We start from the raw sequence: 25,606 nt of genomic DNA, 5'->3' as shown, positions 1-25,606 counted from the left end.
AGACGAAATATTGTAAGGATGCAAAACACAAGGCGTCCTGGCGGACGCCGCGCTATCCATCCTCGCACTAAAAGTACGAGGTTTTCCGCGCTAACTGATAAAGGGTGATCATGGGGCGGCTCCAGGCAGTACCGTGAAGCCTTCACTGTAGCCACTGCCTGAACGCCTGTCACGGGGCTACTGGCACCGCGCCGCGCGGATGCGCTCATAGGCATTGCCAATCTCGCTGGTGCGGGCCTGCGCCACCTCGCGCATGCTCTCCGGAAGCCCCTTGCCCGCCAGCTTGTCCGGGTGATTCTGGCTCATCAGGCGACGATACGCTTTCTTGATCTCGGCATCGCTGGCGTCTTCCGCCACGCCCAGTACGCGATAGGCATCCTTCAGAGCTTCCTCGCTGGCGCCTTGAGAGTTGGCCGCCGCGCCATGCAGCATGGCTTCGATCTGCTGTACTTCGGCCTCGCTGCAGCCAACGCCCCGCGCCACGCGCAGAATCATCTCATGCTCGGCGGGGTGCAGGATCCCGTCGGCGGCAATCGCGCTGAGCTGAACCTGCAAAAATACCTGGCGCAAAATGGGCTGACGCTGGGTCAGGCGATTGACCTTGGCCAGCTCGGCCTCCAGGTCGAAGTCGTCGGCACGGCCCCGTTCGAAGGCGGCCCGCGCCTTGGCGCGGTGCTCGCCCTGCAAACGCATCTGATCGAACAGCTTTTCGGCCACGCCCAGCTCACCTGGCGTGACCTTGCCATCGGCCTGGCAAAGGCAGCCCATCACCGAAAAGATCGACTCCAGGAAGCCTTCCTGCAAGCGCGTGCGGGCGGCATTCAAACGGCGCCCCAGCTGGCGTGCCAACCACCAGCCCAGACCCGCCCCCACCAGCAGGCCCACGGGGCCGCCGCTGGCAAGGCCGATCAAACCAAACAGAATCATCAAAAAAAGCATAACGGTCTCAACAAGTTAGTCAGAAGGCTCAAGGCGACGGCAGGCGCGAACGAATGGCCGCTTCGATGCCGGCGGCATCCAGGCCGCAGTCGCGCAGCAGCTCGGCGGGGGTGCCGTGTTCGACGAAGCTGTCCGGCAAGCCCAGGTTCAGGACTTCGACCTGAACGCCTTCGGCGTGGAGCAGCTCATTCACCGCGCTGCCCGCGCCGCCTGCAATCACGTTCTCCTCCAGCGTGACCAGCAGTTCGTGCTCGTCGGCGGCGTGCAGCACGGCGTCACGATCCAGCGGCTTGATGGAGCGCATGTTGATATGCGTCGCATTGAGCTTCTCGGCCACCGCGGCGGCGGCACCATTGATGCTGCCAAAGGCCAGCAGGGCGACGCGCATACCGTCGCTGGTGCCGGTACGGCGTACCTCGGCCTGGCCAATCGCCATGGGCTCCAGGTGGTCAGGAATGGCCACACCGGGGCCGGTACCACGGGGGTAGCGAACGGCGGCCGGGCCCGGATGGTGGTAGGCGGCGCTGAGCATGGCGCGGCACTCTGCTTCATCGGCGGGTGCCAGAATCACCATGCCGGGCACGCAGCGCAGGAACGACAGGTCCATGCTGCCGTGGTGCGTCGGGCCGTCTTCTCCCACCAGGCCTGCTCGGTCGATGGCGAACGTGACGTCCAGGTCCTGCACGGCCACGTCGTGGATCAGCTGGTCGTAGCCTCGCTGCAGAAAGGTCGAGTAGATGGCGACGACGGGCTTCATGCCCTCGCAGGCCATGCCTGCGGCCAGGGTGACCGCGTGCTGTTCGGCAATCGCCACGTCGAAATAGCGTTCGGGGTAGGTCTGCGCGAAGCGAATAAGGTCCGAGCCTTCGCCCATGGCGGGAGTGATACCCATCAGGCGCGGGTCGGCGGCGGCCATGTCGCACAGCCAGTCACCAAACACATTGCAGTACTTCTTCTTGGGCGCAGCGGGGGGCTTCACCAGGGGCGCGCTGGACGCGGGCACTTTTTCCAGCTTGGTGATGGCGTGATAGCCAATCTGGTCGGCCTCTGCCGGCAGGAACCCTTTGCCCTTGACCGTCTTGATATGCAGAAACTGGGGGCCTTTCTGGTCACGCAGGTTGCGCAGGGTCTGGGTCAGCGCGTCCAGGTCGTGGCCGTCGATGGGGCCCACGTAGTGAAAGCCCATCTCTTCGAAGAGCGTTGCGGGGCTTACCATGCCCTTCATGTGCTCTTCGGTGCGCTTGGCAAACTCCAGCGCGCCGGGCAGGTGCGAGAGCACTTTCTTGCCCTCTTCGCGCATTTTCAGGTAAGGCTTGCTGGAGAGCATCCGCGCCAGATAGGTGGCGATACCGCCGACGTTCTCGGAGATCGACATCTCGTTGTCGTTCAGCACCACCAGCATGTTGGCGTTGACGTGCCCGGCGTGGGCCAGCGCTTCGAAGGCCATGCCCGCGGTGAGCGCGCCATCACCGATGATGGCGCACACGCGGCGCGGGTCGTTTTGTGCCTGGGCGGCCAGGGCCATGCCGAGCGCCGCCGAGATCGAGGTGCTGGAGTGACCAACGCCGAAGGTGTCGTACTCGGATTCGGCGCGGCGGGGGAACGCGGCCAGGCCGCCGTGCTGGCGGATGCCGAGCATGGCTTCACGGCGGCCGGTGAGAATCTTGTGGGGGTAGGCCTGGTGGCCTACGTCCCATACCAGGCGGTCCCTGGGGGTGTGGAAGGCGTGGTGCAGGGCCACGCTGAGTTCCACCACGCCGAGCCCTGCGCCAAAGTGGCCGCCGGTGACACCGACGCTATACAGCAGGTAGGCGCGCAGCTCGTCGGCCAGCTGCGCCAGCTGGCCGGGACTCATGGCCCGCAGGGCCGCGGGGTGGTCAAAGGAGTCGAGCAGCGGCGTCGCCGGGCGCTCGCGGGGTATCTCGTCGAACAGCTTCATAGGCGGCATGTTTTCATGGGTATGTTGTGAAAGGCATCGTTAGTGGTCGCGCTCGATCATGTAATGGGCAAGATCGGCCAGGGGCGCGGCGCGCTCGCCAAGCGGGGCGAGCGCGGCAATGGCGTCGTCGATCAATGCGTTCGCTTTTTGCTGGGCGCCCGCCAGCCCGAGCAGGCTGGGATACGTGGGCTTGGCGCGGGCAGCATCGGCACCGGAGGTTTTGCCCAGCGTGGCGGTGTCTCCGGTGACGTCGAGAATGTCGTCGTGAATCTGGAAGGCTAGACCAATGGCCCGCGCATAGCGAATCAGTGCCGCCAGGCGTGGGTCGTCGGCCTCGACGGCGATCAATCCACCCATCTGGACCGCCGCCACGATCAGCGCGCCAGTCTTGTGGGCGTGCATGTGAGCCAGTGCCTCGACATCGGGATGGCCACCCACGGCTGCCAGGTCCAGCGCCTGGCCCGCTACCATGCCGTCGCGGCCAGCGGCCACCGCCAGGGTAGACACCAGCGCAGCCAGACGCGGGTGCGGGCGGCTGGCCATGACTTCAAAGGCCAGCGCTTGCAGGGCGTCGCCTGCCAGAATGGCCGTGGCTTCGTCGTAGGCCTTGTGCACTGTGGGCTGGCCACGACGCAGGTCGTCGTCATCCATGGCGGGCAGGTCGTCGTGGATCAACGAGTAGGCGTGGATCAGCTCGATGGCTGCTGCGGGGGCGTCCAGGGCGTCGTCTTCTGCTCCCAGGGCACGCCCCGCCAGGTAGACCAGCAGCGGGCGCAGGCGCTTGCCGCCCACCAGCAGGCCGTGACGCATGGCTGCCTCCAGGCGCGCCTCGACGGCGGGCCGAGACTCGAACAGCGCCGCCAGGGTGGCATCGACGCGGGCGTTGCTGGCGCGGCGCAGCGTGGTCAGCGGTGTGTCGTGGGCCGTTACCATGGGGGCGTTTCCTCGCTGTCGTCGTGTCCCTGAGCGGCTGACGGCTCTGGTGTGGCATGGAAAGGAGCCACGTCCAGCTTGCCTTCGGGGGCTTCACTGAGCGCGCGCACTTTCAGCTCGGCACTGTCGAGGCGCTGCTGGGCATCGCGGGTGAGCCGCACGCCCTGCTCGAAGGCGGTCAGGGCATCTTCCAATGAGAGTTCGCCTGACTCCAGGCGTTCCACGATGGTTTCAAGCTCGGTCACCGTGGCAGCAAAATCTTGGGGAGGGGTGCTCATGGTCAATGCCTACCGTTTGTCGTGGGCCCTGTGCTCGGTGCGGGCGGCGAAAGTGGCCGGATGCCAGTCAAATAAACGCACAGTATACACCGAGGCAAGGGGGTGGCGTCTGCCTCCCGCAGGCGGGATTCCCCGACGTGTGCCGGGTTCATCTTCAAAACGCAGACTTTTCATCATCCGGGAGCGCTGAGAAAGGCGGAGGCTGTGCTACCATACGGGCCTTCCGTGAACCGATACACGGCGCCTGCCGCCGACCATAGAGGTTGATTCAGCCATGGCCAAAACGTCCCTGGAAAAGAGCAAGATCAAGATCCTGCTACTCGAGGGCGTCCACCAAAGCGCGGTGGACAATTTTCACAACGCGGGTTATGAAAACATCGAGCTTATCTCCACATCGCTGGATGAAGAAGCGCTGATCGAGAAGATCCGTGATGTTCATTTCCTCGGCATTCGCTCCCGTACGCAGCTGACGGAGCGTGTGTTCGATGCCGCCGAGAAACTGGTCAGTGTGGGCTGTTTCTGTATCGGGACCAATCAGGTCGACCTGGATGCGGCGCTCAAGCGCGGTATCACGGTCTTCAACGCGCCGTATTCCAACACCCGCTCGGTGGCCGAGCTGGTGCTGGCGGAAGCCATCATGCTGCTACGCGGCATTCCCGAGAAAAACGCGCTGGCGCACCAGGGGGGCTGGTTGAAATCAGCCAAGAACTCCCATGAGGCGCGCGGCAAGACGCTGGGTATCGTGGGCTATGGCAGCATTGGTGCTCAGCTGTCGGTGCTGGCGGAGTCACTGGGCTTCAACGTGATCTACTACGATGTGATCACCAAGCTGGGCATGGGCAACGCCAGCCAGGTCGCCAGCCTGGAGGAGTTGCTGGGGCGTTCGGACGTGGTCAGCCTGCACGTGCCGGACCTGCCCTCTACCCGCTGGATGATGGGTGCGAAGGAAATCGCCGCCATGAAGGATGGCGCGATCCTGATCAACGCCGCCCGTGGCAGCGTGGTCGAGATCGAAGCGCTGGCCGACGCCGTGAAGGCTGGCAAGCTGAACGGTGCCGCCATCGACGTCTTCCCGGTCGAGCCGAAGGGCAACGATGAAGAGTTCCAGAGCCCGCTGCGTGGCCTGCACAACGTGATCCTGACGCCGCATATCGGCGGCTCGACGCTGGAAGCGCAGGAGAACATCGGTATCGAAGTATCCGAGAAGCTGATCACCTACTCGGATAACGGCACCACGGTGACGTCGGTCAACTTCCCCGAAGTGGCGCTGCCTGCCCACCCGGACAAGCACCGCCTGCTGCACATCCACGACAACGTGCCCGGCGTGCTGTCGCAGATCAACCGCGTGCTGTCGGAGAACGGCATCAACATCTCCGGCCAGTACCTGCAGACCAACGACAAGGTGGGCTACGTGGTCATCGACGTCGACAAGGCCTATGGCCCGCAGGCGCTGGAAGCCCTGAAAAAGGTAGAGCATACGCTGAAGATTCGCGTTCTCTACTCGGCGCAGAACAGCTGATCTCGCCCCTTCGTGCAATAAAAAAACGGCCCCTCTGGGGCCGTTTTGCCTATCAGGCCAGGTCGAACAGCAGGACTTCACTGGCCTCGCTGCCTGCCACTGCAAAGTCCTCGCCTGGGTTGAAAGCCACCGCGTCGCCGGTGCGCAGGGTTTCTCCGTTCACCTCGATGGCCCCTTTCACCACATGCAGCCAGGCATAACGGGAGGGCGGCGCCGCCAGCTGATCACCCGCGCTCAGCAGGCTGGCGTACAGATTGACGTCCTGATTGACGCTCACTGACCCTTCTCGGCCGCTCTGCGACGCGACCAGGCGCCATTGGCCTTGGCGTTCGGCCGAGGGGAAGGCCTTCTGCTCGTAGCTGGGCGCGATGCCCCGCTGGGCTGGCTGGATCCATATTTGTAAAAAGTGCAGGCCGTTTTGCTGGGAGTGGTTGAACTCGCTATGCACTACCCCTGTGCCCGCTGACATGCGCTGTACGTCGCCGGGGCGCATGACCTCGCCGTTGCCCATGTTGTCCTTGTGCTCCATCTCGCCTTCGAGCACGTAGGAGATGATCTCCATATCCCGGTGGGGGTGGGCGCCAAAGCCATGGCCCGGGGCGACCCGGTCTTCGTTGATCACCCGCAGGGCGCGAAAGCCCATGTGCTCCGGGTCCATGTAATTGGCAAACGAAAAGGTGTGGTACGAGCGCAGCCAGCCGTGGTCTGCATAGCCGCGCTCGTTGGAACGACGAATCTTCATGAACGGTACCTCGTTATTCAGTCAGGTTGTTGCCTTCTATATGTCTTCTACTATACGACCGAGTGCGCCTGGCGTGGGGTGAAGCTTTCTCAATGGTGGCGTCGAAATAATCGACGATTGAGGGCCGCCAGAATAGTGGCTGGCAGGCGCGCGCAGATGCACGCGCGGCGCGCTTTTTGCTATCATGCGCGGGTTTATTCACCCGGTCCGCCCTTTACGAGGGCGACTACCAGGAGCACTTCATGACGACCCCCACTTCCACGCCGCCCATCGTGGTGGCTGCGCTATACAAATTTGTCACCCTGAACGACTTCGAAGCGCTGCGCGAACCGCTGCGCCAGACCATGCTGGCCAACGACGTCAAAGGCACGCTGCTGTTGGCCAAAGAGGGCATCAACGGCACCGTGGCCGGCAGCCGTGAAGGCATCGATGCGCTGCTGGCCTGGCTGACCGCCGACCCGCGCCTTGCCGATATCGACCATAAAGAGTCATTCTGCGACGAGCCGCCGTTCTACCGCACCAAGGTGAAGCTGAAAAAGGAGATCGTGACGCTTGGCGTGCCGGGCATCGACCCCAACGACACCGTGGGCACTTACGTCGAGCCGGAAAACTGGAACGACGTGATCTCTGACCCGGAAGTGCTGGTGATCGATACCCGTAACGACTACGAAGTGGCGATTGGCAGCTTCGAAGGCGCGGTCGACCCCAAAACCACCACCTTCCGCGAGTTTCCCGAGTACGTGCGCCAGCACTACAACCCGGAGCAGCACAAGAAAGTTGCGATGTTCTGCACTGGCGGTATTCGCTGCGAGAAAGCCTCCAGCTTCATGCTGAAAGAGGGCTTCGAAGAGGTGTACCACCTGAAGGGCGGCGTGCTCAATTACCTGGAAAAGGTGCCGGAAGAGCAGTCGCTGTGGCGCGGCGAGTGCTTCGTGTTCGATAACCGCGTCACCGTGCGCCATGATCTCACCGAGGGCGAGCACGAGCAGTGCCACGCCTGTCGTATGCCGATCTCTCAGGAAGACATGCAGTCGTCGGCCTACGAGCCCGGCATCAGCTGCCCGCACTGCATCGACTCGCTGCCCGAGAAGACCCGCGCCGCTGCCCGCGAACGCCAGCGCCAGATTGAGCTGGCCAAGGCCCGCGGTGAACCCCATCCGCTGGGCTACAATCCCCGCCAGGCGGCCCACGACAAAGCGTAACCCGACCCCGTGGCCGCTTGCCTTACAAGAGGCCACTTTGGTCGTAGTGAGCGATCAGCGCGTCGGGTAGGCGCTAGACTGAGCAGCACGTTTTGCTCAGGAGCCTGCCATGCCCTCTTCACACGTTGCTTCCCTCGACGACTGCCTGCTGCGCGGGGCATGATTTGAAGCAGATGCGCGCCCACTCCGAGCAGGCCTATTACCAGGTGCTGTTCGCTCGCCGTGGCGATGCCTTTGGGAGAAGCCTACGCCTTTGCCGGAGACACCATGGCCTGCAACATGCTGGCTGAGGACGTGGCCGAGGGCATCGATGCGTTTATCGAGAAACGCCCGCCGGTCTGGCGGCACCGCTAGCGATCCATTGGTGGAATTTGTTTCCGTAAACGCGACATGGCTGCCGGGGCGAGTTATCCTGCTGATTTATGAATGTTAACGCGCCCTCAGGAGAGTGCCAGGTGAGTGAAGTAAAGCGCAGGTCAGTCGGACGTCCGGCGGGAGCCACCAAAGCCAGCGGCGGGCATAGCCAATCGTTGGTACGCGGCCTCACGCTGCTCGAATACCTGGCGGCCAGCCCGCTGGGGATGGCGCTCTCGGAGCTTTCCGAGCAAGCGGACCTGGCACCTTCCACGACCCACCGGCTACTCCAGGCACTGCAAAGCCAGGGGTTCGTCACCCAGGAGAGCGAGCAAGGCCTGTGGCGCATCGACGTGAAAACCTTCCGCATCGGCAACAGCTTTCTGGAAGCCCGCGACGTGGTGGCGAAAAGCCGTCCGTTTTTGCGCCGCCTGACGGCAGAGACCGGCGAAACGGCCAACCTGGGCATTCGCGATGGCGCCACGGCGGTGTTTTTGGCCCAGAACGAATCGCCGCAAATGATGCGCATGATCACGCGGCTGGGGTCGCGGGCACCGCTGCACGCCTCTGGGGTAGGCAAGGCGCTGCTGGCCTGGATGAGCGAGGAGGAGCGCGACGCGCTGTTGGCGGGTGGGTATGAGCTGGCGCGCGTCACGGAAAACACGCGCTATCAGGTCGATTCGCTGTTGGTGGAAATGGCCGCCATTCGTGCCCAGGGCTTTGCCTGTGACCGTGAAGAGCACGCCATTGGCCTGCACTGCGTGGCCGCGTGTATTTTCGATGAGCACGCCACCCCCTTGGCGGCCATTTCCGTTTCCGGGCCCATGGCGCGCATTCCGGAAGATCGCCTGCTGGCGCTGGGGGCGCTGGTGCGCCGCACGGCGGATGACATCACCCTGCAAATGGGCGGCCAGCGGCCTCGTTAATTGCCGATGATTGCTCATGTTTAGTCTGTTTTGGGTGGCGCTGGCCAGTGCCACCCTGCTGCCGGGCGGCTCTGAAGTGTGGCTGGCCAGGCTCTGGTGCCTGGGTGAGCCCGCGCTGGGGCTTTGGCTGGTTGCCACGGTGGGCAATACGCTGGGTAGCATGATCAACGTGGCCATGGGCCGCTATGCGCGCCAGTTCCAGGATCGCCGCTGGTTCCCCGCATCGCCCCAAGGGTTGGCCCGCGCAGAGCGCTGGTATCACCGCTTTGGTGAGTTCAGCCTGCTGTTGTCATGGCTGCCGGTCATAGGCGACCCGCTCACCGTTCTGGCAGGCGTCATGCGGTTGGCCTGGTGGCGGGCGCTGCTCTGGATCGTGCTGGCCAAGGGCGCGCGCTATGCGCTGTTGATCGTCATGGCCCAGCAGTGGCTGGCCCCTTACTGCCAATAAGGCACTGCTATGCGATTGCCTGAAAACTGCGCGACGGTGTCTTCGTTGGCGCACCAGAAGCAGTCGCGTTAACGTCTCTTGCATTCAGGCATGTTACCCTAGCGTATGTTATGTCAGGTTTGCATTCCTGAAGGATGCACTATTCTGTGTGGACGTGTCTGTGTGGGCACGCATAGGCAGGCTCTTGGCGAGTCGCAGGTTCGCAAACACTCACCCAAAGGGAGGTTATGGTGTGACGTCACTACGTTTATTACCCTGGCTAGGCGTCTGGATGCTGGCGCTGTTCGCCTTATTGGCCGGACCCGCCATGGCGCAAACCACGCTGGGCGGTGACAACGAAGCGCCGGATACGAGCGCCGAGCAGCCGCCCTCGTATTCGGCGCTGGCGGACTTGCTGGAAGACGAGCAGGCTCGCCAGGAGCTGATTGAGCTGCTGCGCCACCAGGCATCGGCGCTGCCTCCAGGGTTGGCCAACGAACTCTCCCCGGAAGCCGCGGCTGCCGGTGGCAATGTCGCACCCGAAGATGTCTCGCTGCCGCGCCAGCTGGCCGAACTGACCAGCCGCACGGTGAGTGATGTCGGGGGCCAGCTGGAGCAGGCTATCTCGATCGTCGGCAGTCTGTTCTCGGGGCAAGGGGCCAGCACTTTCAATATGGCCGACTTCACCAATGCCGCGATCAATCTTGGCATCGTCATCATTGCCACGTTTGCCCTGTTCTTTACCTTCCGTCGTCTCGCCAAGACGCTGTTTACCAAGCTTAGTGCCTGGTCGTTGGCCGGTGGCAGCCTGACCCCGGTGCTGCGTCTCGTGCTGTGTGTGGCGCTGGCCACGGTGGTGGATGTGCTGCTGGTGGCGCTGGCCTACGTGGGCGGCAACCTGATCGCCACGTTTGCCGTCGGCGAAGCGGGCGAGCTGTCTACCCGAGCCTCGCTGTTCCTGAACGCTTTCCTGGTCATCGAGCTGCTCAAGGCGGCAGTGCGCATGCTGTTCTCCTCCCGCTATGAGGGGCTTCGGTTGCTGCATATTTCTGCCCAGGAAGCCTCCTATTGGAATCGCTGGATCGCCCGTCTGATCGGTATGGTGGGCTATGGCCTGATGGTGGTCGTACCGCTGGTCAACTATTACCTGGCCCCGACCTTGGGGCAGGCCGTGGGCACCTTCATCATGCTGCTGGCCTTCGTCTATGCCGTGGCGGTGGTGCTGAAGAACCGTGTTCGACTGCGTGATAACTTGAACCTGATGGGCGACCGTTCGACGCTGATGGCCAGCCGTGTCTCGCTGCATCTGTTCGCTCGTACGTGGCACCTGTTTGCCCTGCTGTACTTCCTGATGGTGTTCGTACTGACCCTGACGCGCCCGGGCGACGCACTGCCCTTCGTGCTCATGGCCACGCTGAAAACGCTGGTGGCGGTGGTGGTGGGGCTGCTGCTGTCCACCTTCCTCACCCAGACCATCGGCCGTCGTATTCAATTGTCGGATGACCTGCGTCGCAAGCTGCCGCTGCTGGAAACGCGCCTGAACAGCTACGTGCCCAATGCCCTGCGCGTGCTGCGCACCATCATTGTCGTGGCTGTGATCATGGTGGTGCTGGATGCCTGGGGAGCGTTCAATCTCGCCGCCTGGTACGCTTCCGAGCGCGGTGCCAACCTGGTGGGCAACCTGATCAGCGTGGCGGTCATTCTGATCGTATCGCTGGGCGTATGGCTGGGGCTGGCAAGCCTGATCGAGCACAAGCTGAACCCCGAGACGGGCGACGGGGAGCCCTCGGCGCGTGCCAAGACGCTGCTTAGCCTGTTCCGCAATGCACTGGCCATTGCCATGGTGACCATTACCGGCATGATCGTGCTGTCGGAGATCGGCATCAACATTGGGCCGTTGATTGCCGGTGCCGGTGTGCTGGGTCTGGCGATCGGTTTCGGTGCCCAGAGACTGGTGCAGGACGTCATCACCGGCGTCTTCATCCAGGTGGAAAACGCGATGAATACCGGCGATGTGGTGACCGTAGGGGGTATTACCGGTACCGCAGAGCGCTTGAGTATTCGCTCGGTGGGCATTCGTGACCTCTCCGGTACTTATCACATTGTGCCGTTCTCCAGTGTCGATACCGTCTCCAACTACATGCGTGAGTACGGTAATCACGTGGGCGAATACGGTATTGCCTACCGCGAGAACATCGACGATGCCATTGCCCAGCTCCAGTTGGCCTTCGAAGACCTCAAAGCCAGCGAAGAGCATGGTCACAAACTGCTGGCAGACATGACCGTGGCGGGCGTCACTGCGCTGGCCGATAGCTCGGTCAATATCCGTGTGGTCATCAAGACCACGCCGGGTGACCAGTGGGGCGTTGGCCGGGCGTACAATCGCCTCGTCAAGATGCGCTTCGACTCGGCGGGTATCGAGATTCCGTTCCCGCATACCACCCTGTACTTCGGGCAGGACAAGTCCGGCTCAGCGCCGCCTGCCAACCTGCGCATCATGCAGCAGGACTTCACCATCGATGGCAGCCCGGCCGGTCAGCCCAAGCGAGCAGAGCTCGATGTGGATGACCGTCATCGCCCACGGCGTGGTCAGGCACCTTCCGACCAGGCTGCCGAGCACCACAAGCCTGACGACGAGGATGTCTGATCCTCGCTGCATCAACGACAAGGCCGCCTTCGGGCGGCCTTGTCGTATTTATGGAGTGCTGCTGTGACTCAACAGCCCGGGTAGTTCTCCGAGTGGCGTCCCACCAGGTTGATGGATTCCCCGCCATCTACGAACAGCACCTGGCCCACCACGAAGTCGTTGTCCAACAAATAGTACAAGGCTTGTACGAGATGCGCTGGGCTTCCCTGGTGATCGGCAGGAATACCCTCGATGCGCCACTGAACATAGTCGCTGGTGCGCTGTGATGCGGGCAGCACGACGCCAGGGGCGATGCCATTGATGCGTAGGCGAGGTGCAAACTCCAGCGCCGCCATGCGCGTCATGTCTGCCAGACTTTTCTTGGACAGCAGGTAGGCTGCATAAGGGTACTGATGGTAAGCCACCTTGTTGTCGATGATATTGATGATCTGGCCGCGCTCGACCACCTCGGCAAAGTGGCGCGTCAATAGCAGCGGGGTAAACATATTGACCCGAAACTGGGTCTCCAGCATGTCCAGGTCTGTCTGGGCGATGGGCGCAGGCTCATAGGCTGAGGCGCTATTGAGCAGCACATTCAAGCCGGGAAAGCGCGCTTTCGCCTGTTGAATCAGTGTTTCCGGTGAGTCGCTCAAAAAATCGCAGGAAAGAATCTCGCACTCCCTCCCTTTGCCACGAATCACCATGGCCACCTCTTCAGCCTCCCCTCGGGAGCTATTCACGTGCAGGGCGATATCGAAGCCTTTGTCGGCCAGGGCTTCTGCAAAATGGCGTCCAAGTCGTGTGGCGCCGCCGGTGACCAGTGCCGCAGGTGTTGGCATGAAAAGTCCCTCGCTGTCGGTATGGTGAGTCATGATGGGGGTTTGATCACCAAGACTCTGCGTGAGCGCAGCGTTTGTCAATAAATTGTACAGTGCTTGAACAAAATGCGTGGCGGTTTACTCTGTAGAGAGCCTGAGTGAGCTATTTTTTTGGGGTGCCATGGCGGTTCGACAGTGCCCTTGGTCGGTAACTCCATCACGGTTTTTATCTGGAATACTGCTATGCCCTCAACGTCGTCATATGGAGCACCTGACACCATGCATCATGAATGCGTGATTTCACTGGGTTCCAATATCGAACCCGAGCACCATTTTGCCCGAGCACTGGACATTTTAAGCAGCGAGTGTGAGCTGGTCGCCCACTCGGAGGCTGTTCGTACGGCACCGGTTGGCTTTCAGCAGCAGCCTGACTTTCTCAATGCTGCGCTGGTGGTTCGCACCACGCTGGAGCGGCACGCCTTCAAGGCCTATTTGAAGGATGTCGAGCATCGCCTGGGACGCGTGCGTGGGCCGATCAAGTCGGGGCCTCGTACCATGGATTTGGACATCGTGGCCTGGGATGGCGAGATAGTGGACGAAGGCTATTTTCAGCACGACTACGTGCGTGGCCCGGTCGATGCCGTGCTAGCCGACAGCGGGCGCTCGCTAATCAGTGCAGGCCCTGTCCGACATAATTGATGCGATAGGCCTCACGTTTTCGGGGTGGCGGCCGATAATTACGCTAACCGCGCCCTGCGCGTTTACTTTCGAGGTCATGCCCGTGCTTAGCCTTGCGACCAACATCACGTCGCTGCTGGTGATGAACAATTTACGTACTAGCCAGCAGGCCATGCAGACCTCCATGCAGCGCCTGTCTTCCGGCTTGCGTATCAATAGCGCCAAGGACGACCCCGCTGGTCAGGCCATTGCCAATCGCATGGGCGCGCAGATTCGAGGCATGAACCAGGCCATTCGTAACACCAACGATGGCATCTCCATGGTGCAAACGGCGGAAGGCTCGCTGAACCAGATCAACGACAACCTGCAACGTATCCGTGAACTCAGCGTTCAAGCCCTCAACGGCACCAACTCTTCCGAAGATTTGGCCTCTATCCAGCTGGAAATCGATCAGCGCCTGGAAGAGATCACCCGTGTTACCGAGCAGAGTAACTTCAACGGCATCCCTCTAATCAACGCAGATCGAACCCTGAACATTCAGGTGGGTGCCAATGCGGGGGATGTGATTGGCGTTCGTTTTTCCGCCATGGGGCTTCAGGCGCTTGGGCTGGAAGGTTTTAGCGTGCTGGACGACGGCACGGCCACCGGCAAGCCCATGGACGTGGTGGATGAAGCCATGAAGCTGGTCGACCGCCAGCGCAGCTACCTGGGCGCCGTGCAGAACCGCTTCGAAAGCGTGATCGACGGCCTCAACACCAACATCATCAACACCTCTGCCGCCCAGTCACGCATCCAGGACGCCGACTACGCGCAGGAAGTCTCCAACCTGATTCGTGCCCAGCTGTTGCAGCAGGTCGGCATCTCCATGCTGGCTCAGGTCAACCAGCAGCCGCAGGTGATTCTGCGGCTGCTGCAAGGCTTGTAAGCCGAGATCAGTCGATGATCCCTTGCTCCCGCGCCATGGCGTAAGCCGCTTGCGGGCCGTTCCAAAGTGACGGCAGCAGGATCAGCGAGACGGGAATCGCGGTAATCACGATGAGCTGCTGCAGCGCGCCAATCTGGCCTGCGCCCATGTACAGCAGAACTGCCGCCATCAGTGCCATGGCGATCCCCCAGAACGCACGCATGTAAGGGCTGGGCGCATCATGCCCCGCTCCTACCACGGCAATGGCATAGCTCATGGAGTCGCCGGTGGTGGCCACGAAGATGGTGGTCAGCAGCAAGATGGCCATGGCCATCCAGGTGCCGCCAGGCAGTGCCTGGGCTACGGTGAGGGTAGCCACGTCGAACTGGAAGTTGTTGAGCGCTTCGGTGATATCGATCACGTCGGTCAATTGGTAGTAAATGCCGGTACCGCCCAGCAGCGTGAACCAGATGGTCGTCGCCAAGGGGGCGAGCACCGCCACCGCCAGAATCATTTCGCGTATCGTGCGCCCTCTGGAAATACGCGCCACGAAAATCGCCATCAGCGGCGCATAGCCGATGAACCAGGCGAAGAAGAACACCGTCCACCACTGCATCCACCAAGCGGGCGCGGTGTCGGCGGTCATGGTGGCCATGGTGAAAAAGCCGCTGACATACGCACCCATGCTGGCCATGTAGCTATTCATCAGAAACAGCGTGGGGCCAAAAACCACAATCACGGCACCAATGGCCAGTGCCAACAGCACGTTGAAACGGCTGAGCAGTTGGATGCCTTTGTGTACCCCACTCATGGAGGAGAGCACATAGATGGCCCCTAATATGGCCAGGATGATCAGCTGGCCGGTGTAACCTTCCGGCAGGCCGAACAGCTCATGCAGGCCGAAACTGACCTGAGTCGCCAGAAAGCCAATCGGCCCCACGGTCCCCGCCACGACACCGATCACACAGCAGGCATCCACCACGCTGCCCAGCGGGCCGCGCATCAGGCGCTTACCGAACACCGGATAAAGGAGCGTTCTGGGCTGAAGCGGCTGGCCTTTGACGTAATGCGCATGCGCCAATACCACCGCCGTGAGCGAGCCCAGGACCGCCCAGGCCATGAACCCCCAGTGGGTAAACGACTGAGCCAGCGCACCTGCCACCGCCTCGGCAGTGCCGGGTTCGGTATCGAAAGCGGGGGGCGTGACGACAAAGTGATAGATCGGTTCGCCTGTGGCGAAAAACACCCCGCCACCGCCCAGCAAAGCGCACAGAATGATCGATACCCACTTGAAGGTGCCCATTTCTGGTGCATCCAGATTGCCGATACGCGCCTTGGCTGCTGGTGTCAGCGCCAGGCCCATGGCAATCAGGAAGGTCATCAATAGCAGCAGTTGAAAGTAGCTTCCCAGGGTGAGCGCCGTCCAGGCAAATCCTTGGCTGATGGTGCTGGCTACCCGCTCGATGTCATACAGCGAAAGTGACAGGAAGGCCACGATGAAACCAATGCTAAGCACCAGTACGATGGGGTCTCCAAAGGGTCGCCGTGTGGCTTCCTCAGTGGAGCGAGAAGAGTGCGTCATGTCGAATACCTGTTCAGGATCGAAGGGGGAGTAGGCAGGGTAAGGGCATGGCTTGAGCGTGTTACGGAGCAAAACCGCAGCACAAAAAAAAGCGCCATTCAATGAATGGCGCGAGGACAGGAAACTGAGCACAGTATACCGTCGGATTAGACCAAAGTCTAACGATTTGGCCAAAATGTTTTCTAATGGTGCGAGATGGGTGTGGTGCGCACCATTTTGGCACTTTCAGGCGCAATGAGGGACCCGTTCGCTTATCTAAGCGCATGAATGAACAGTAAAAAGCAAAAGATGGCAGCGTTGCTGCAAAGCATCATCAATATTGTATACAAGGTGCTCACTGCCATGCCGACTCGCTCCCGTACTGCCCGTTCCTCTTTGTTTCCGCTAGCGCTATTTGGCGCGGTGCTGATGATGCCGCTCGGCGCTGCTGCCGAGACGACCTCGATTCGCTTCCAGCTGGACTGGCGCTTCGAAGGCCCGGCAGCGCCGTTTCTGATGGCAGCCGAAAAAGGCTACTTCGCCGAAGAAGGCCTGCAGGTTCAGATCGATTCGGGAAGCGGCTCTGCAGGGGCGGTGAACCGGGTGGCCTCGGGTGCCTATGAGATGGGCTTTGGCGATCTCAACGCGCTGGTCGAATTCCTTGCGGAAAACCCGGAAGGCCCCGGCATCAAGGGCGTTTATATCGTCTATGACGGCACGCCCGCGGCGGTGTTTGCGCGCAAGGAGAGCGGCATCGAGAGCCCCGCCGACCTGGCAGGCAAAACCATCGCCGCCCCGGCCTTCGACACCGGCTATCGCGCCTGGGGCATCTTTGCCGCTGCCAATGGGCTGGAAGCCGACGCAGTGGCGTGGCAAAACGTCGACCCTGCGCTACGCGAAACCCTGCTGACCCGGGGCGATGTCGATGCCATCACCGGCTTCTACTTCACCAGCCTGCTCAATCTGGAAGAGCGCGGCATGAGTGAAGACGAGCTGACCATCATGCCGTTCCCCGACTACGGCGTCCCGCTGTACGGCAACGCGATTCTGGTCAGTGATGCCTTTGCCGATGCCAACCCCGAGGCCGTGCAGGGCTTCCTGCGCGCCTTCAACCGTGCGCTGGGAGAGACCCTGGCAGACCCCGAAGCGGCCATCGAGTACGTGCGTAACCGCGATGGCCTGATCGATGTCGAGATGGAGACTCGCCGTTTGAAGCTGGCGCTGGAGAGCGTGGTGGATACCCCCGATGCCCGTGAGCATGGCGTGGGCGGCGTGGATGACGCGCGGCTGAGCCAAGCGATTCAGCTGGTGGCGGATGCTTACGATCTGCCCACGTTGCCATCCCCCGATCAGGTCTTTGACTCCCGCTACCTGCCGCCGGTAGAAGAGCGCATGCTGCTGCCGGAGGCGGAGTGATGTCGGCAGCGTTCGTCCGCTTCGATGACGTCAGCCTGGCGTACGACGGCTCGGGCAACGCCATCGAAGATATCGACCTGTCGATCCACGAAGGCGAGTTCGTCGCCTTCGTGGGGCCGTCAGGGTGTGGCAAATCCACTTTCATGAAGCTGTGTACCGGCCTGCATGCCCCTACGCAGGGAAGCATCCAGGTGGATGGGCTGCCCGTGACCGGGCCTTTGAAAATCACCGGCATGGCGTTCCAGAATGCCAACCTGCTGCCTTGGCGTACCACCCTGGACAACGTGCTGCTGCCGCTGGAAATCGTCGAGCCCTATCGGCGGCAGTTCCGCAAGCGCCGGGAAGAGTTCAAAGGCTGGGCTCGGGCGCTGCTCGAGACGGTGGGCCTGGCCGAGCATGAAAACAAGTACCCCTGGGAGCTGTCGGGGGGCATGCAGCAGCGGGCGTCCATCTGTCGCGCGCTGATTCATCGGCCGCGCTTGCTGATGCTGGACGAGCCCTTTGGCGCGCTGGATGCGTTCACCCGTGAAGAGCTCTGGTGCGTCTTGCGTGACCTGTGGGAAGCCCAGCGCTTTACCGTGGTGTTGGTGACCCATGACCTGCGCGAAGCCGCTTTCCTGGCCGACACCGTCTATGTCATGAGCCGTCGTCCGGGGCGCGTGATCGAGCGGCGCTCCATCGAACTGCCTCGCCCTCGGGCGCTGGAAACCACTTACCAGAAACCGTTCATTGACCTGGTGCAGTCGCTGCGTGCCCAGATCGGTGAAGTGCGCAGCGCCTGAAGGAGTGCCCATGAACCACAATCGCAAGCTGGCCGAGCGGCTGGCTCCCTGGATCGCCATGGCGGGGCTGGTGGTGATCTGGGAAGTGACGGTACGCCTGTTCAACGTGCCCAGCTTTATTTTTCCCAGCGCGCTGGACACGGTTCAGGCGCTGGTGACCTACGCCGGGCCCATCGGCAAGCACTCCTGGCAAACCTTCTGGACCACGTTGATTGGCTTTGGCCTGGGCGTTGCCGTGGGGCTGTTGCTGGGTTTCATCATCGGCTCGTCGCGCTTTTTGTACAACGCCTGCTACCCGCTGCTGGTGGGGTTCAACGCCATTCCCAAGGTGGCCTTCGTGCCCATTCTGGTGGTCTGGTTCGGTATCGGCTCGGTACCGGCGATACTCACCGCTTTTCTGATCTGCTTCTTCCCCATCGTGGTGAACGTGGCCACCGGCTTGGCGACCCTGGAGCCTGAGATGGAAGATGTGTTGAGAGTGCTGGGCGCACGGCGCATCGATGTGCTGCTCAAGGTGGGCTTGCCGCGTTCGCTGCCGTACTTCTTCGCCTCGCTGAAAATCGCCATCACGCTGGCCTTCGTGGGCACGGTGGTGTCCGAGACCGTGGCCTCCAATCAGGGCATTGGCTACCTCATGATGAGCGCGGGCTCGCAGATGCGCATGGGGCTGGTATTTGCCGGACTGCTGGTGATCAGCGCCATGGCCATGGTGATGTACGAGCTGTTCTCGCTGCTGGAAAAGCGCATGACCGCCTGGGCACACCGCGGGCAGCAGCGCCAGTAGCCGGTCAGGCTACCAGCGGTAGAGAAGCGACGCGCTGGTGGTATGGTCGGTCCGCTCGCTGGCCTCTTCGGGGGGCTGAGAGTTGCGCTTGATCTCATGAGACAGGCGCAACGACAGCCGAGAGTTCAGGCGTGCCGTGAGGGCCGACAGCGAGCGCGAGGTGGTGTTTTCATGGGTGTACTCCACCGACATCTCCTGGCGCAGATCCGCGAACTGGGAGAACTCCCAGCGGTAGTCCAGCGCCGAGTAGGCCACGCCCAGTTGCTCGTTCTCATCGTCACGCAGCCGGTCATGGCGATAGCCGGGCCCTGCTTCCAGAGAAAGGTAGTGGCGCTCGCCATCCACGATCTGTCGACCATAGCCACCGATGGCGGTGAGCTGCTGATCGTAGCCCGCAAAGCGGTCCTTTTCCCAGCGGGCAAACCCAAACAGATAATGCGGGCCGTTGAAGTCATAGCGCTCCCGCCCCGCCACGAGGTACTGCTCCGCGCTGGTGTTGCCATCCTTGCTGACATTGCGCACTTCTGCCCGAAACGAGTGGGTGAAGTCGCCGGTTAGCCAGGTGAGCAGTGTTTTGCCGATCAGCGTGCGGCTGTCGGTATTGCCGGAGAGCTGGTTGAAACCAAGCTCGGCGTCGCCGCTGAAGATGGGCGCATCTTCCTGGGGCGGCGGGGGCGCATAGAAAGGGTTGGCTGCGGCAGCCCCGGCCCAGAGCGGGCAGCTGGCCAGTAACAGGTAGTGTGAAAGGTGTCGCACTCTTCTCCTCCTTGAGTGTTGCGGTGGGCAGGGAGTATATAAGCCGCTGGGTGAAAAAGCGCAAAGCCTAACGCCGCCTGGCGGTGCGTGCCATAATGACGCTCTTGCGCATCACGAGTTCCCTTATGACCGAGCCCCGCCCACGCACCCTGGCCGAACTGCAGCGCTGGCGTCGCACGCGCGCCAAGCGACGCTGGTACAAACGCAGCTTTCGCTTGCAGGTCATGATCCTGGTGGGGCTGCTGCTAGCGGGTATGCTGCTGGCCCAAGGGACCTACCTGAACTACCGTAAAGCCGACATTATCACCTATCAAATGGGCGAGCGGGCGCTGGCGGTCGCCAAGACCGTGGCGGCCATGCCGCAAATCGTCGATGCCTTCTCCACGCCCGAGCCTTCCCACTTCATTCAGCCGCTGGCCGAGCGGGTGCGCCAGGAGACGGGCGCGCGCTATGTGGTAGTGGGCAATGCCCAGTCGATACGCTACTCCCACCCGGTGCCCGAGCGTATCGGCGAGCGCATGGTGGGGGATGATAATGATCAAGCGCTGATCTATGGTCAATCCTACGTGTCCGAAGCCACCGGCACCCTGGGCACCGCCATGCGCGGCAAAACGCCGATTTGGGATGAAGAGGGCAACATCATCGGCGTGGTTTCCGTCGGCTTCATGCTCGATCGCGTGGACATGGACGTGGCGCGCTACACCAAGCTGGGCTGGATACTGGTGGCCATGATGATCGTGCTCGGGTTTGCCGGCGCTTATTGGCTGTCGCAGCACCTCAAGAAGATCATTCTCGGCCTCGAACCCTACGAAATTGCCCGTCTCGCCATGGAAAAGGAAGCCATCCTGCAATCGATTCACGAAGGTATTCTGGCGGTCAATCGAGACGGCCACATTACCCTGGTGAACCAGCAGGCGCGCCGCTTTTTAGAGCTGCCCGACGAGCACGTGCTGTTGGGGCAGCCCATCCGCGAGGTAGTGCCCAACTCCCGCCTGCTGGAGGTGCTCAGACGCGGTGAACAGGAGTTCGACCAGGAAATGTGGCTGGGGGATCACCCGGTAGTGGTCAACCGTGTGCCCATCATTCACGAGGGCGAGATCGAAGGCGCCGTGGCGACCTTCCGTAGCCGCCGGGAAATCATCGACCTCTCCCAGGCGCTGACCCAGGCCAGCCGCGATGTGGACATGCTGCGCGCCCAGGCCCACGAGTTCTCCAACAAGCTCTACACCATTTCCGGGCTGCTGCAGTTGCAGCGCATCGAGGAGGCGCTGGCCCTGATTCATCAGGAAACCGAGCGTGCCCAGGCACAGATGAACTTTCTGATGCGCCATGTGGCCGATGCGGTGCTGAGCGGCACGCTGCTGGGTAAACTGACCCGCGCCCGTGAACTGGGCGTGGCACTGGAAATCGACGAACAAAGCTCGCTCTCCTGCCCGCTGACCGCAACGGGGCAAGAGGTCATGATGAGCGTGGTGGGCAATTTGCTGGATAATGCCTGCCATGCGGCACTGAACGGCCCCCACGCCAGCGAACCCAAGGTACGGCTGTTCTTCACGGATTTGGGCGAACAGCTGTTGGTCGAGGTCGAAGACAATGGGGCAGGGGTCCCTGCGGAGCACGCCGGGTCGATCTTCAAGGAGGGCTTTTCGACCAAGACCGGCAAGCACCGCGGCATTGGCCTGGCGCTGGTGGAGCGGCTGTGTCGCCAGCACGGTGGCGCGATCACCCTGGAAGAGAGCGAGCTGGGGGGCGCCTGTTTCATTGCCGTGCTGGACCGCTCGCTATGTGCCCGCAGCGATGAACCCGGCCCACCAGGCTAAACGGTTCACACTCATAATAACGACGTTAACAAGAGGATGACGCATGTCTGCGACGCAATACGGCATTCTGGTCGTCGAAGACGATTTCCGCATCGCCGATATTCACCGCGCCTTCATCGAGCAAAGTGACGGTTTTTATGTGGTGGGTATGGCGCGCAACGGCAGCGAAGCCAAAGCGCTGATGGCCGAGCACGCCTCGCAAATACAGCTGATTCTGCTGGATGCTTACCTGCCCGATGTGGAAGGGCTGGAGCTTTTGTGGTCGATTCGCCGCGACCATGTGCACGTGGATATCGTCATGGTGACGGCGGCCCGCGAGGTGGAGACCATCAGCGAGGCGCTGCGTGGCGGGGTGTTCGACTACCTGATCAAACCCATCGAAGCGGCAAGAATGAACCAGATGCTGGCACGTTTTCGGCGCGAACGGGAGGCGCTGGCCAACCGCGCTGAGCTGAACCAGGACGAGCTGGACCATGTGCTGGCCCGGGTGACGCCCAGCGAGCCTGCACGCGCCCCTCAGCACAGCTTGCCCAAGGGCATCGACCGCTTGACCCTGCGCCGTGTGGTAGAAGCCTTGGCAGCAGACAGCGGCGCCCTGACCGCCATGCAGGTGGCGCGTACCATGGGCGCCAGCCGTTCGACGGCACGCCGCTATCTGGAGTTTCTCGTGGCCGAGCAGGCCGTAGGCGCCGAGCTGGGTTACGGGGATGTTGGGCGACCCGAGCGGCGCTACCGCTTATTGAAGGGCGATCACGGTTGGCTGGATGCGTGAACAAAATGAACAAAACGACCATAAAGAACAATTTGTCGTTTATGGTCACAAGCTTGTCCTGAAAGGTGGCTGTCTTCTAACGTTCGCGGTGTAACCACAAATGCCGCGTGTCGATCACCGCGCATAACAACATAATTGACTGTGGAGAACGCCCATGATCTCGCTTTCCTTCAAGCGCGCCGCTGTATTTGCTCTGCCTCTGGCAGCCCTCGCCATGACCACTGGCGTACAGGCCCAGGAGTGGACCCCAAGCCGTTCCATCGAATTCGTCGCACCCGCCAACCCGGGCGGTGGCTGGGATACGCTGGTGCGTACCGTTTCTCGCGTGCTGCAGGAAGAGCAGCTGGCAGACCGTAACTTTGCGACCATCAACGTGCCTGGCGGCGGCGGTGCCGTGGCATGGGCGCAGATCGCCCGTGACAGCGGTAACCCGCACAAGCTGTTTGCCACCAGCCCGCCCATCATCCTGGTGCCGCTGGCAGGCGCCTCGCGCTACGACCACACGGATTTCACCCCCGTGGCGCGTCTGATCACCGACTACTCCATCATTCTGGTAGCGGCGGATTCCGAATATCAGACCATCACCGATCTGTTCGACGCGATGAAAGAGAACCCGCGTCTGAGCGTGGGTGGCGGCAGTGCGCCAGGCTCGATGGACCACATCTCGGTGGCTGGCCTGGCCTCTGCGGCGGGTCTCGATGCTTCCTCGGTGAACTACATCCCCTTCTCGGGGGGTGGCGATGCCATGACCAACCTGATGGGTGGCCATATCGAGGCGGTCATTACTGGCGCGGGTGAGTCCGTGGGCCAGCTGGGCGAAGGCAGCCAACTGCGTGCGCTGGGCGTATCTGCCCCTGAGCGCCTGGGCGGTGCTCTGGCCGACGTGCCCACGTACCAGGAACAGGGTGTGGACTACACCTTCGATATCTGGCGTGGCGTGATGGGCACCCCTGACATGCCTGCCGAAGCCGTGGCCTACTACGAAGACCTGTTTGCCGAAATGCTCGAAACCGATGGCTGGCAGCAGGCTCGCGACCAGTTGGGCTGGATCGATGCCTACCAGGATAGCGAAGCGTTTGGCGCGTTCCTGGATGAGCAGAAAGAACAGTTCAGCAGCGTCCTGAGCGACCTGGGCTTGCTGGCTCAATAACCCCCGCTTCACCGTGCTGCCCCGGGCCAGCCAGGCCCGGGGTCACTGCCTGTGACCGTAAGCGCAACCTGCGCCTTCGGAGAGACTCCCCATGACTCGATTGAACACTAATCAGTGGCTGGCCCTCGTGCTGGCGCTTCTAGCTGCCGCCTATCTAGCAATGGCCTGGCAAATTCCAACCTTTCCCCTGCCGCGCCCGGTGGATTCAGACCTGTTTCCAAAAGTGCTGGGAATTACCTTGTTATTGCTAGCAGGGCTGCTCTTCTTTGAAAAACCGGTACCGCTGGCAGGCGCTGACGAGATCGACGAAGAGGCCACCAACGGTCCGCTGCTGTTGACGCCCTGGGCGCGTGTGGTGGTCACCGCCGTGGCCATCGCCGCCTATGCCTTCCTGCTGGTGCCGCTGGGGTTCGTACTGGCGTCGACGCTGCTGTGCACCGGGCTGACGGCCTATTACGGGTATCGTCGTCATGGCATCAACCTGGCGGCTTCGCTGGGGGTAGTGCTGGCGCTGTATATCACCATGACGCGCGTCATGGATGTGTATCTGCCCACTGGCCTCCTGCCGTTCTGAATACGCCGTGCCCACGCACCTGCCGTAGTTTTTTAAGAGAGATACGCCCATGGATGCCTTGAACAACTTGATGTACGGCTTTGGCATCGCGCTCGAGCCCATCAACATCGCTTACGTCTTTGCCGGTGTGTTTGCTGGTACCATCATCGGTATGTTGCCGGGCCTCGGCCCGATCAGTGCCCTGGCGCTGATGATTCCGATCACCTTCTCAATGGAGCCTGCATCAGGCCTGATTCTGATGGCGGGTGTGTATTACGGGGCCATTTTCGGTGGCTCGACTTCTTCTATTCTGCTCAATGCGCCGGGGGTGGCGGGCACGGTCGCCACCTCTTTCGATGGCTACCCCATGGCCAAGCAGGGGTTGGCGGGCAAGGCGCTGGCCATTGCCGCCTACGCGTCGTTCATTGGCGGCACCGTCTCCATCGTCTTCTTGATGCTGGTGGCGCCGCTGCTTTCCAAAGTGGCGGTCAGCTTTGGGCCTCCCGAATATTTCGCGCTCATGGTGCTGGGCCTGACGGCGGTCGTCTCGCTGTCGGACAAATCGCTGGTGAAGGGCCTGATTGCGGCGGTGATCGGCGTCATGATCTCGATCGTCGGCATCGACATGCAAACCGGCACCGAGCGCTACACCTTTGGCTCGATTCAGCTGCTCGACGGCATCGACTTCCTGGTCGTGGCGCTGGGTATCTTCGCCCTGGCGGAAGTGTTCTACATGCTGCTGCGTGGGGGCGGTGGCAAGGAAGCGCCGCGTAACGCCATCGGTTCGCTCAAGCTGAGCGGCAGTGAAGTGAAGCAAATTGCAGGCCCCATCAGCCGTAGCTCGGTGCTGGGCTTCTTTACCGGCGTACTGCCGGGGGCCGGTGCCACCATTGGTTCTTTCCTGGGCTACAGCATGGAAAAACGCCTGGCCAAGGATGGTGACACCTTCGGCAAGGGCAACATCAAGGGCGTGGCAGCTCCCGAAGCGGCCAACAACGCCGCCTGTACCGGCTCGTTCGTACCACTGCTGACCCTGGGGGTGCCTGGCTCGGGCACCACGGCGGTGCTGCTGGGTGCGCTGCTGGTCATGGGCGTGACGCCTGGCCCCATGATGCTGGAGCAGCGCCCGGACGTGTTCTGGGGGGTCATTGCCAGTATGTACATCGGTAATATTTTCCTGCTGGTACTCAACCTGCCGCTGATTCCGCTGATCGCCAAAATTCTCGATATGCCGCGTCCGCTGCTGCTCTCGATGATCCTGATCTTCTGCATGATCGGTGTTTACGGCATGAGCTTCAGCGTCTTCGACCTGCTGCTGCTGCTGGGCTTCGGTTTGATCGGCCTGGGCTTGCGGCTGTTCGGCTTCCCCACGGCGCCGCTGATTCTGGCGCTGATCCTGGGCAGCCTGATGGAAGAGTCCATGCGTCGCGCACTGCAGATTTCCGGCGGTGACTGGTCCATCTTCATCGACAAGCCCATTTCACTGTCACTGCTGATCATTGCGGCCCTGTCGTTGGGCATGCCGCTGCTGAAAAAGCGCCGCAAGCAGAAGGCCATGGCCGCCAAATAAGCGATTGTTGCGTGGTGTGATGGAGTGAGTTTTGGCGTTGTCAGCGCCCGGGGGAAACCCCGGGCGCTTTTTTGTGTGCGTGCACCCCTCTTTGGTGCAAGGCGCTTTGCTGGTGCATGACAACTGTGCATGGCGCCTCTCTGCTTGCCCTGAATTA

Annotated in this window: 23 protein-coding genes and 1 pseudogene; 16 read left to right on the top strand and 8 right to left on the bottom strand. The window is 61.8% G+C overall.

Annotation, left to right across the window (positions count from 1 at the left end):
- Nucleotides 1–177: 177 nt before the first annotated feature.
- From djlA to HSS18214_RS0111225, 4 genes are read right to left on the bottom strand one after another with little or no spacing between them, the layout of a single operon-like run.
- Complete coding sequence (gene djlA, locus HSS18214_RS0111240) at nt 178–939, bottom strand: co-chaperone DjlA (protein ID WP_016915395.1); 762 nt, start codon at nt 937–939, stop codon at nt 178–180.
- Between the two features lie 28 nt (nt 940–967).
- Nucleotides 968–2,878 carry a 1-deoxy-D-xylulose-5-phosphate synthase gene (gene dxs / locus HSS18214_RS0111235; RefSeq protein ID WP_016915394.1) on the bottom strand — a complete coding sequence of 637 codons (1,911 nt, stop codon included), beginning with the start codon at nt 2,876–2,878 and terminating at the stop codon, nt 968–970.
- Nucleotides 2,879–2,917: 39 nt separating this feature from the next.
- Nucleotides 2,918–3,811: a farnesyl diphosphate synthase gene (locus HSS18214_RS0111230; RefSeq protein WP_016915393.1), complete on the bottom strand. Its 894-nt coding sequence runs from the start codon at nt 3,809–3,811 to the stop codon at nt 2,918–2,920.
- Entirely contained in the window at nt 3,805–4,089 is a 285-nt protein-coding gene (locus HSS18214_RS0111225; RefSeq protein ID WP_016915392.1) for an exodeoxyribonuclease VII small subunit, read from the bottom strand. The genes HSS18214_RS0111230 and HSS18214_RS0111225 overlap by 7 nt, the downstream gene beginning before the upstream one ends.
- A gap of 274 nt (nt 4,090–4,363) precedes the next feature.
- Between HSS18214_RS0111225 and serA the strand changes: the two genes are divergently transcribed.
- Nucleotides 4,364–5,608 carry a phosphoglycerate dehydrogenase gene (gene serA, locus HSS18214_RS0111220; protein WP_016915391.1) on the top strand — a complete coding sequence of 415 codons (1,245 nt, stop codon included), beginning with the start codon at nt 4,364–4,366 and terminating at the stop codon, nt 5,606–5,608.
- A gap of 52 nt (nt 5,609–5,660) precedes the next feature.
- Here the strand turns inward: serA and HSS18214_RS0111215 are convergent, their stop codons facing one another.
- Nucleotides 5,661–6,350, bottom strand: a complete 690-nt coding sequence (locus tag HSS18214_RS0111215) for a pirin family protein (RefSeq protein ID WP_016915390.1) — start codon at nt 6,348–6,350, stop codon at nt 5,661–5,663.
- A gap of 242 nt (nt 6,351–6,592) precedes the next feature.
- Here HSS18214_RS0111215 and trhO point away from each other — a divergent pair, with 242 nt between their 5' ends.
- From trhO to ybiO, 5 genes and pseudogenes are all read left to right on the top strand, one after another.
- Entirely contained in the window at nt 6,593–7,552 is a 960-nt protein-coding gene (gene trhO / locus HSS18214_RS0111210) for an oxygen-dependent tRNA uridine(34) hydroxylase TrhO (protein WP_016915389.1), read from the top strand.
- Between the two features lie 222 nt (nt 7,553–7,774).
- Nucleotides 7,775–7,906: pseudogene (locus HSS18214_RS19105) on the top strand (enoyl-CoA hydratase); the annotation flags it as partial.
- A gap of 101 nt (nt 7,907–8,007) precedes the next feature.
- Entirely contained in the window at nt 8,008–8,832 is an 825-nt protein-coding gene (locus tag HSS18214_RS0111200) for an IclR family transcriptional regulator domain-containing protein (RefSeq protein WP_016915387.1), read from the top strand.
- A 16-nt stretch (nt 8,833–8,848) separates the two neighbouring features.
- Complete coding sequence (locus HSS18214_RS0111195) at nt 8,849–9,280, top strand: YqaA family protein (RefSeq protein WP_016915386.1); 432 nt, start codon at nt 8,849–8,851, stop codon at nt 9,278–9,280.
- A 271-nt stretch (nt 9,281–9,551) separates the two neighbouring features.
- Nucleotides 9,552–11,906, top strand: a complete 2,355-nt coding sequence (gene ybiO / locus HSS18214_RS0111190) for a mechanosensitive channel protein (protein WP_016915385.1) — start codon at nt 9,552–9,554, stop codon at nt 11,904–11,906.
- Between the two features lie 68 nt (nt 11,907–11,974).
- On the opposite strand, the gene HSS18214_RS0111185 is transcribed toward ybiO, so the two are convergent.
- On the bottom strand, nt 11,975–12,724 hold the full coding sequence (locus HSS18214_RS0111185) for an SDR family oxidoreductase (RefSeq protein ID WP_016915384.1): 750 nt from the start codon (nt 12,722–12,724) through the stop codon (nt 11,975–11,977).
- A 258-nt stretch (nt 12,725–12,982) separates the two neighbouring features.
- On the opposite strand from HSS18214_RS0111185, the gene folK reads away from it, so the two are divergent.
- Nucleotides 12,983–13,402 carry a 2-amino-4-hydroxy-6-hydroxymethyldihydropteridine diphosphokinase gene (gene folK / locus HSS18214_RS0111180; RefSeq protein ID WP_016915383.1) on the top strand — a complete coding sequence of 140 codons (420 nt, stop codon included), beginning with the start codon at nt 12,983–12,985 and terminating at the stop codon, nt 13,400–13,402.
- 82 nt (nt 13,403–13,484) lie between these two features.
- Nucleotides 13,485–14,306, top strand: coding sequence for a flagellin N-terminal helical domain-containing protein (locus HSS18214_RS0111175; protein ID WP_026001884.1), 822 nt, complete (start codon nt 13,485–13,487; stop codon nt 14,304–14,306).
- A 7-nt stretch (nt 14,307–14,313) separates the two neighbouring features.
- Here the strand turns inward: HSS18214_RS0111175 and HSS18214_RS0111170 are convergent, their stop codons facing one another.
- A complete protein-coding gene (locus tag HSS18214_RS0111170) occupies nt 14,314–15,867 on the bottom strand; it encodes a BCCT family transporter (protein WP_016915381.1) in 1,554 nt (517 codons plus the stop codon).
- Between the two features lie 342 nt (nt 15,868–16,209).
- Here HSS18214_RS0111170 and HSS18214_RS0111165 point away from each other — a divergent pair, with 342 nt between their 5' ends.
- From HSS18214_RS0111165 to HSS18214_RS0111155, 3 genes are read left to right on the top strand one after another with little or no spacing between them, the layout of a single operon-like run.
- The gene (locus HSS18214_RS0111165; protein WP_040461079.1) at nt 16,210–17,262 is read left to right on the top strand and encodes an ABC transporter substrate-binding protein; all 1,053 of its coding nucleotides are present in this window, start codon (nt 16,210–16,212) and stop codon (nt 17,260–17,262) included.
- A complete protein-coding gene (locus tag HSS18214_RS0111160; protein ID WP_016915379.1) occupies nt 17,262–18,044 on the top strand; it encodes an ABC transporter ATP-binding protein in 783 nt (260 codons plus the stop codon). Before HSS18214_RS0111165 ends, HSS18214_RS0111160 begins: the two co-directional genes overlap by 1 nt.
- A gap of 10 nt (nt 18,045–18,054) precedes the next feature.
- On the top strand, nt 18,055–18,828 hold the full coding sequence (locus HSS18214_RS0111155; RefSeq protein WP_016915378.1) for an ABC transporter permease: 774 nt from the start codon (nt 18,055–18,057) through the stop codon (nt 18,826–18,828).
- Between the two features lie 9 nt (nt 18,829–18,837).
- On the opposite strand, the gene HSS18214_RS0111150 is transcribed toward HSS18214_RS0111155, so the two are convergent.
- Nucleotides 18,838–19,584 (bottom strand): DUF481 domain-containing protein, encoded by a 747-nt coding sequence (locus HSS18214_RS0111150; protein ID WP_016915377.1) that lies wholly within the window; start codon nt 19,582–19,584, stop codon nt 18,838–18,840.
- Nucleotides 19,585–19,709: 125 nt separating this feature from the next.
- Between HSS18214_RS0111150 and HSS18214_RS0111145 the strand changes: the two genes are divergently transcribed.
- The 5 genes from HSS18214_RS0111145 to HSS18214_RS0111125 all read left to right on the top strand — a co-directional run bounded on the left by HSS18214_RS0111145 (nt 19,710) and on the right by HSS18214_RS0111125 (nt 25,449).
- The gene (locus HSS18214_RS0111145; protein ID WP_016915376.1) at nt 19,710–21,404 is read left to right on the top strand and encodes an ATP-binding protein; all 1,695 of its coding nucleotides are present in this window, start codon (nt 19,710–19,712) and stop codon (nt 21,402–21,404) included.
- A gap of 43 nt (nt 21,405–21,447) precedes the next feature.
- Nucleotides 21,448–22,176, top strand: coding sequence for a response regulator (locus HSS18214_RS0111140; RefSeq protein ID WP_016915375.1), 729 nt, complete (start codon nt 21,448–21,450; stop codon nt 22,174–22,176).
- Between the two features lie 154 nt (nt 22,177–22,330).
- On the top strand, nt 22,331–23,326 hold the full coding sequence (locus tag HSS18214_RS0111135) for a Bug family tripartite tricarboxylate transporter substrate binding protein (RefSeq protein ID WP_016915374.1): 996 nt from the start codon (nt 22,331–22,333) through the stop codon (nt 23,324–23,326).
- A 91-nt stretch (nt 23,327–23,417) separates the two neighbouring features.
- A complete protein-coding gene (locus tag HSS18214_RS0111130; RefSeq protein ID WP_016915373.1) occupies nt 23,418–23,900 on the top strand; it encodes a tripartite tricarboxylate transporter TctB family protein in 483 nt (160 codons plus the stop codon).
- Between the two features lie 49 nt (nt 23,901–23,949).
- Nucleotides 23,950–25,449 carry a tripartite tricarboxylate transporter permease gene (locus HSS18214_RS0111125; RefSeq protein ID WP_016915372.1) on the top strand — a complete coding sequence of 500 codons (1,500 nt, stop codon included), beginning with the start codon at nt 23,950–23,952 and terminating at the stop codon, nt 25,447–25,449.
- Nucleotides 25,450–25,606: the final 157 nt, after the last annotated feature.

It is taken from the genome of Vreelandella stevensii S18214 (genome assembly GCF_000275725.1).
In the GTDB taxonomy this organism is placed as follows: Bacteria; Pseudomonadota; Gammaproteobacteria; order Pseudomonadales; family Halomonadaceae; genus Vreelandella; species Vreelandella stevensii.
The sequence above is the reverse complement of the archived record's forward strand: the minus strand, read 5'-3'. Positions and strand labels throughout refer to the sequence as shown.

What these genes read in the sequence shown, in the direction of transcription:
- djlA (WP_016915395.1), bottom strand. Translation starts at nt 939, where the DNA reads ATGCTTTTTTTGATGATTCTGTTTGGTTTGATCGGCCTTGCCAGCGGC.
- dxs (WP_016915394.1), bottom strand. Translation starts at nt 2,878, where the DNA reads ATGAAGCTGTTCGACGAGATACCCCGCGAGCGCCCGGCGACGCCGCTG.
- HSS18214_RS0111230 (WP_016915393.1), bottom strand. Translation starts at nt 3,811, where the DNA reads ATGGTAACGGCCCACGACACACCGCTGACCACGCTGCGCCGCGCCAGC.
- HSS18214_RS0111225 (WP_016915392.1), bottom strand. Translation starts at nt 4,089, where the DNA reads ATGAGCACCCCTCCCCAAGATTTTGCTGCCACGGTGACCGAGCTTGAA.
- serA (WP_016915391.1), top strand. Translation starts at nt 4,364, where the DNA reads ATGGCCAAAACGTCCCTGGAAAAGAGCAAGATCAAGATCCTGCTACTC.
- HSS18214_RS0111215 (WP_016915390.1), bottom strand. Translation starts at nt 6,350, where the DNA reads ATGAAGATTCGTCGTTCCAACGAGCGCGGCTATGCAGACCACGGCTGG.
- trhO (WP_016915389.1), top strand. Translation starts at nt 6,593, where the DNA reads ATGACGACCCCCACTTCCACGCCGCCCATCGTGGTGGCTGCGCTATAC.
- HSS18214_RS0111195 (WP_016915386.1), top strand. Translation starts at nt 8,849, where the DNA reads ATGTTTAGTCTGTTTTGGGTGGCGCTGGCCAGTGCCACCCTGCTGCCG.
- ybiO (WP_016915385.1), top strand. Translation starts at nt 9,552, where the DNA reads ATGCTGGCGCTGTTCGCCTTATTGGCCGGACCCGCCATGGCGCAAACC.
- HSS18214_RS0111185 (WP_016915384.1), bottom strand. Translation starts at nt 12,724, where the DNA reads ATGCCAACACCTGCGGCACTGGTCACCGGCGGCGCCACACGACTTGGA.
- folK (WP_016915383.1), top strand. Translation starts at nt 12,983, where the DNA reads ATGCATCATGAATGCGTGATTTCACTGGGTTCCAATATCGAACCCGAG.
- HSS18214_RS0111170 (WP_016915381.1), bottom strand. Translation starts at nt 15,867, where the DNA reads ATGACGCACTCTTCTCGCTCCACTGAGGAAGCCACACGGCGACCCTTT.
- HSS18214_RS0111165 (WP_040461079.1), top strand. Translation starts at nt 16,210, where the DNA reads ATGCCGACTCGCTCCCGTACTGCCCGTTCCTCTTTGTTTCCGCTAGCG.
- HSS18214_RS0111160 (WP_016915379.1), top strand. Translation starts at nt 17,262, where the DNA reads ATGTCGGCAGCGTTCGTCCGCTTCGATGACGTCAGCCTGGCGTACGAC.
- HSS18214_RS0111155 (WP_016915378.1), top strand. Translation starts at nt 18,055, where the DNA reads ATGAACCACAATCGCAAGCTGGCCGAGCGGCTGGCTCCCTGGATCGCC.
- HSS18214_RS0111145 (WP_016915376.1), top strand. Translation starts at nt 19,710, where the DNA reads ATGACCGAGCCCCGCCCACGCACCCTGGCCGAACTGCAGCGCTGGCGT.
- HSS18214_RS0111140 (WP_016915375.1), top strand. Translation starts at nt 21,448, where the DNA reads ATGTCTGCGACGCAATACGGCATTCTGGTCGTCGAAGACGATTTCCGC.
- HSS18214_RS0111135 (WP_016915374.1), top strand. Translation starts at nt 22,331, where the DNA reads ATGATCTCGCTTTCCTTCAAGCGCGCCGCTGTATTTGCTCTGCCTCTG.
- HSS18214_RS0111130 (WP_016915373.1), top strand. Translation starts at nt 23,418, where the DNA reads ATGACTCGATTGAACACTAATCAGTGGCTGGCCCTCGTGCTGGCGCTT.
- HSS18214_RS0111125 (WP_016915372.1), top strand. Translation starts at nt 23,950, where the DNA reads ATGGATGCCTTGAACAACTTGATGTACGGCTTTGGCATCGCGCTCGAG.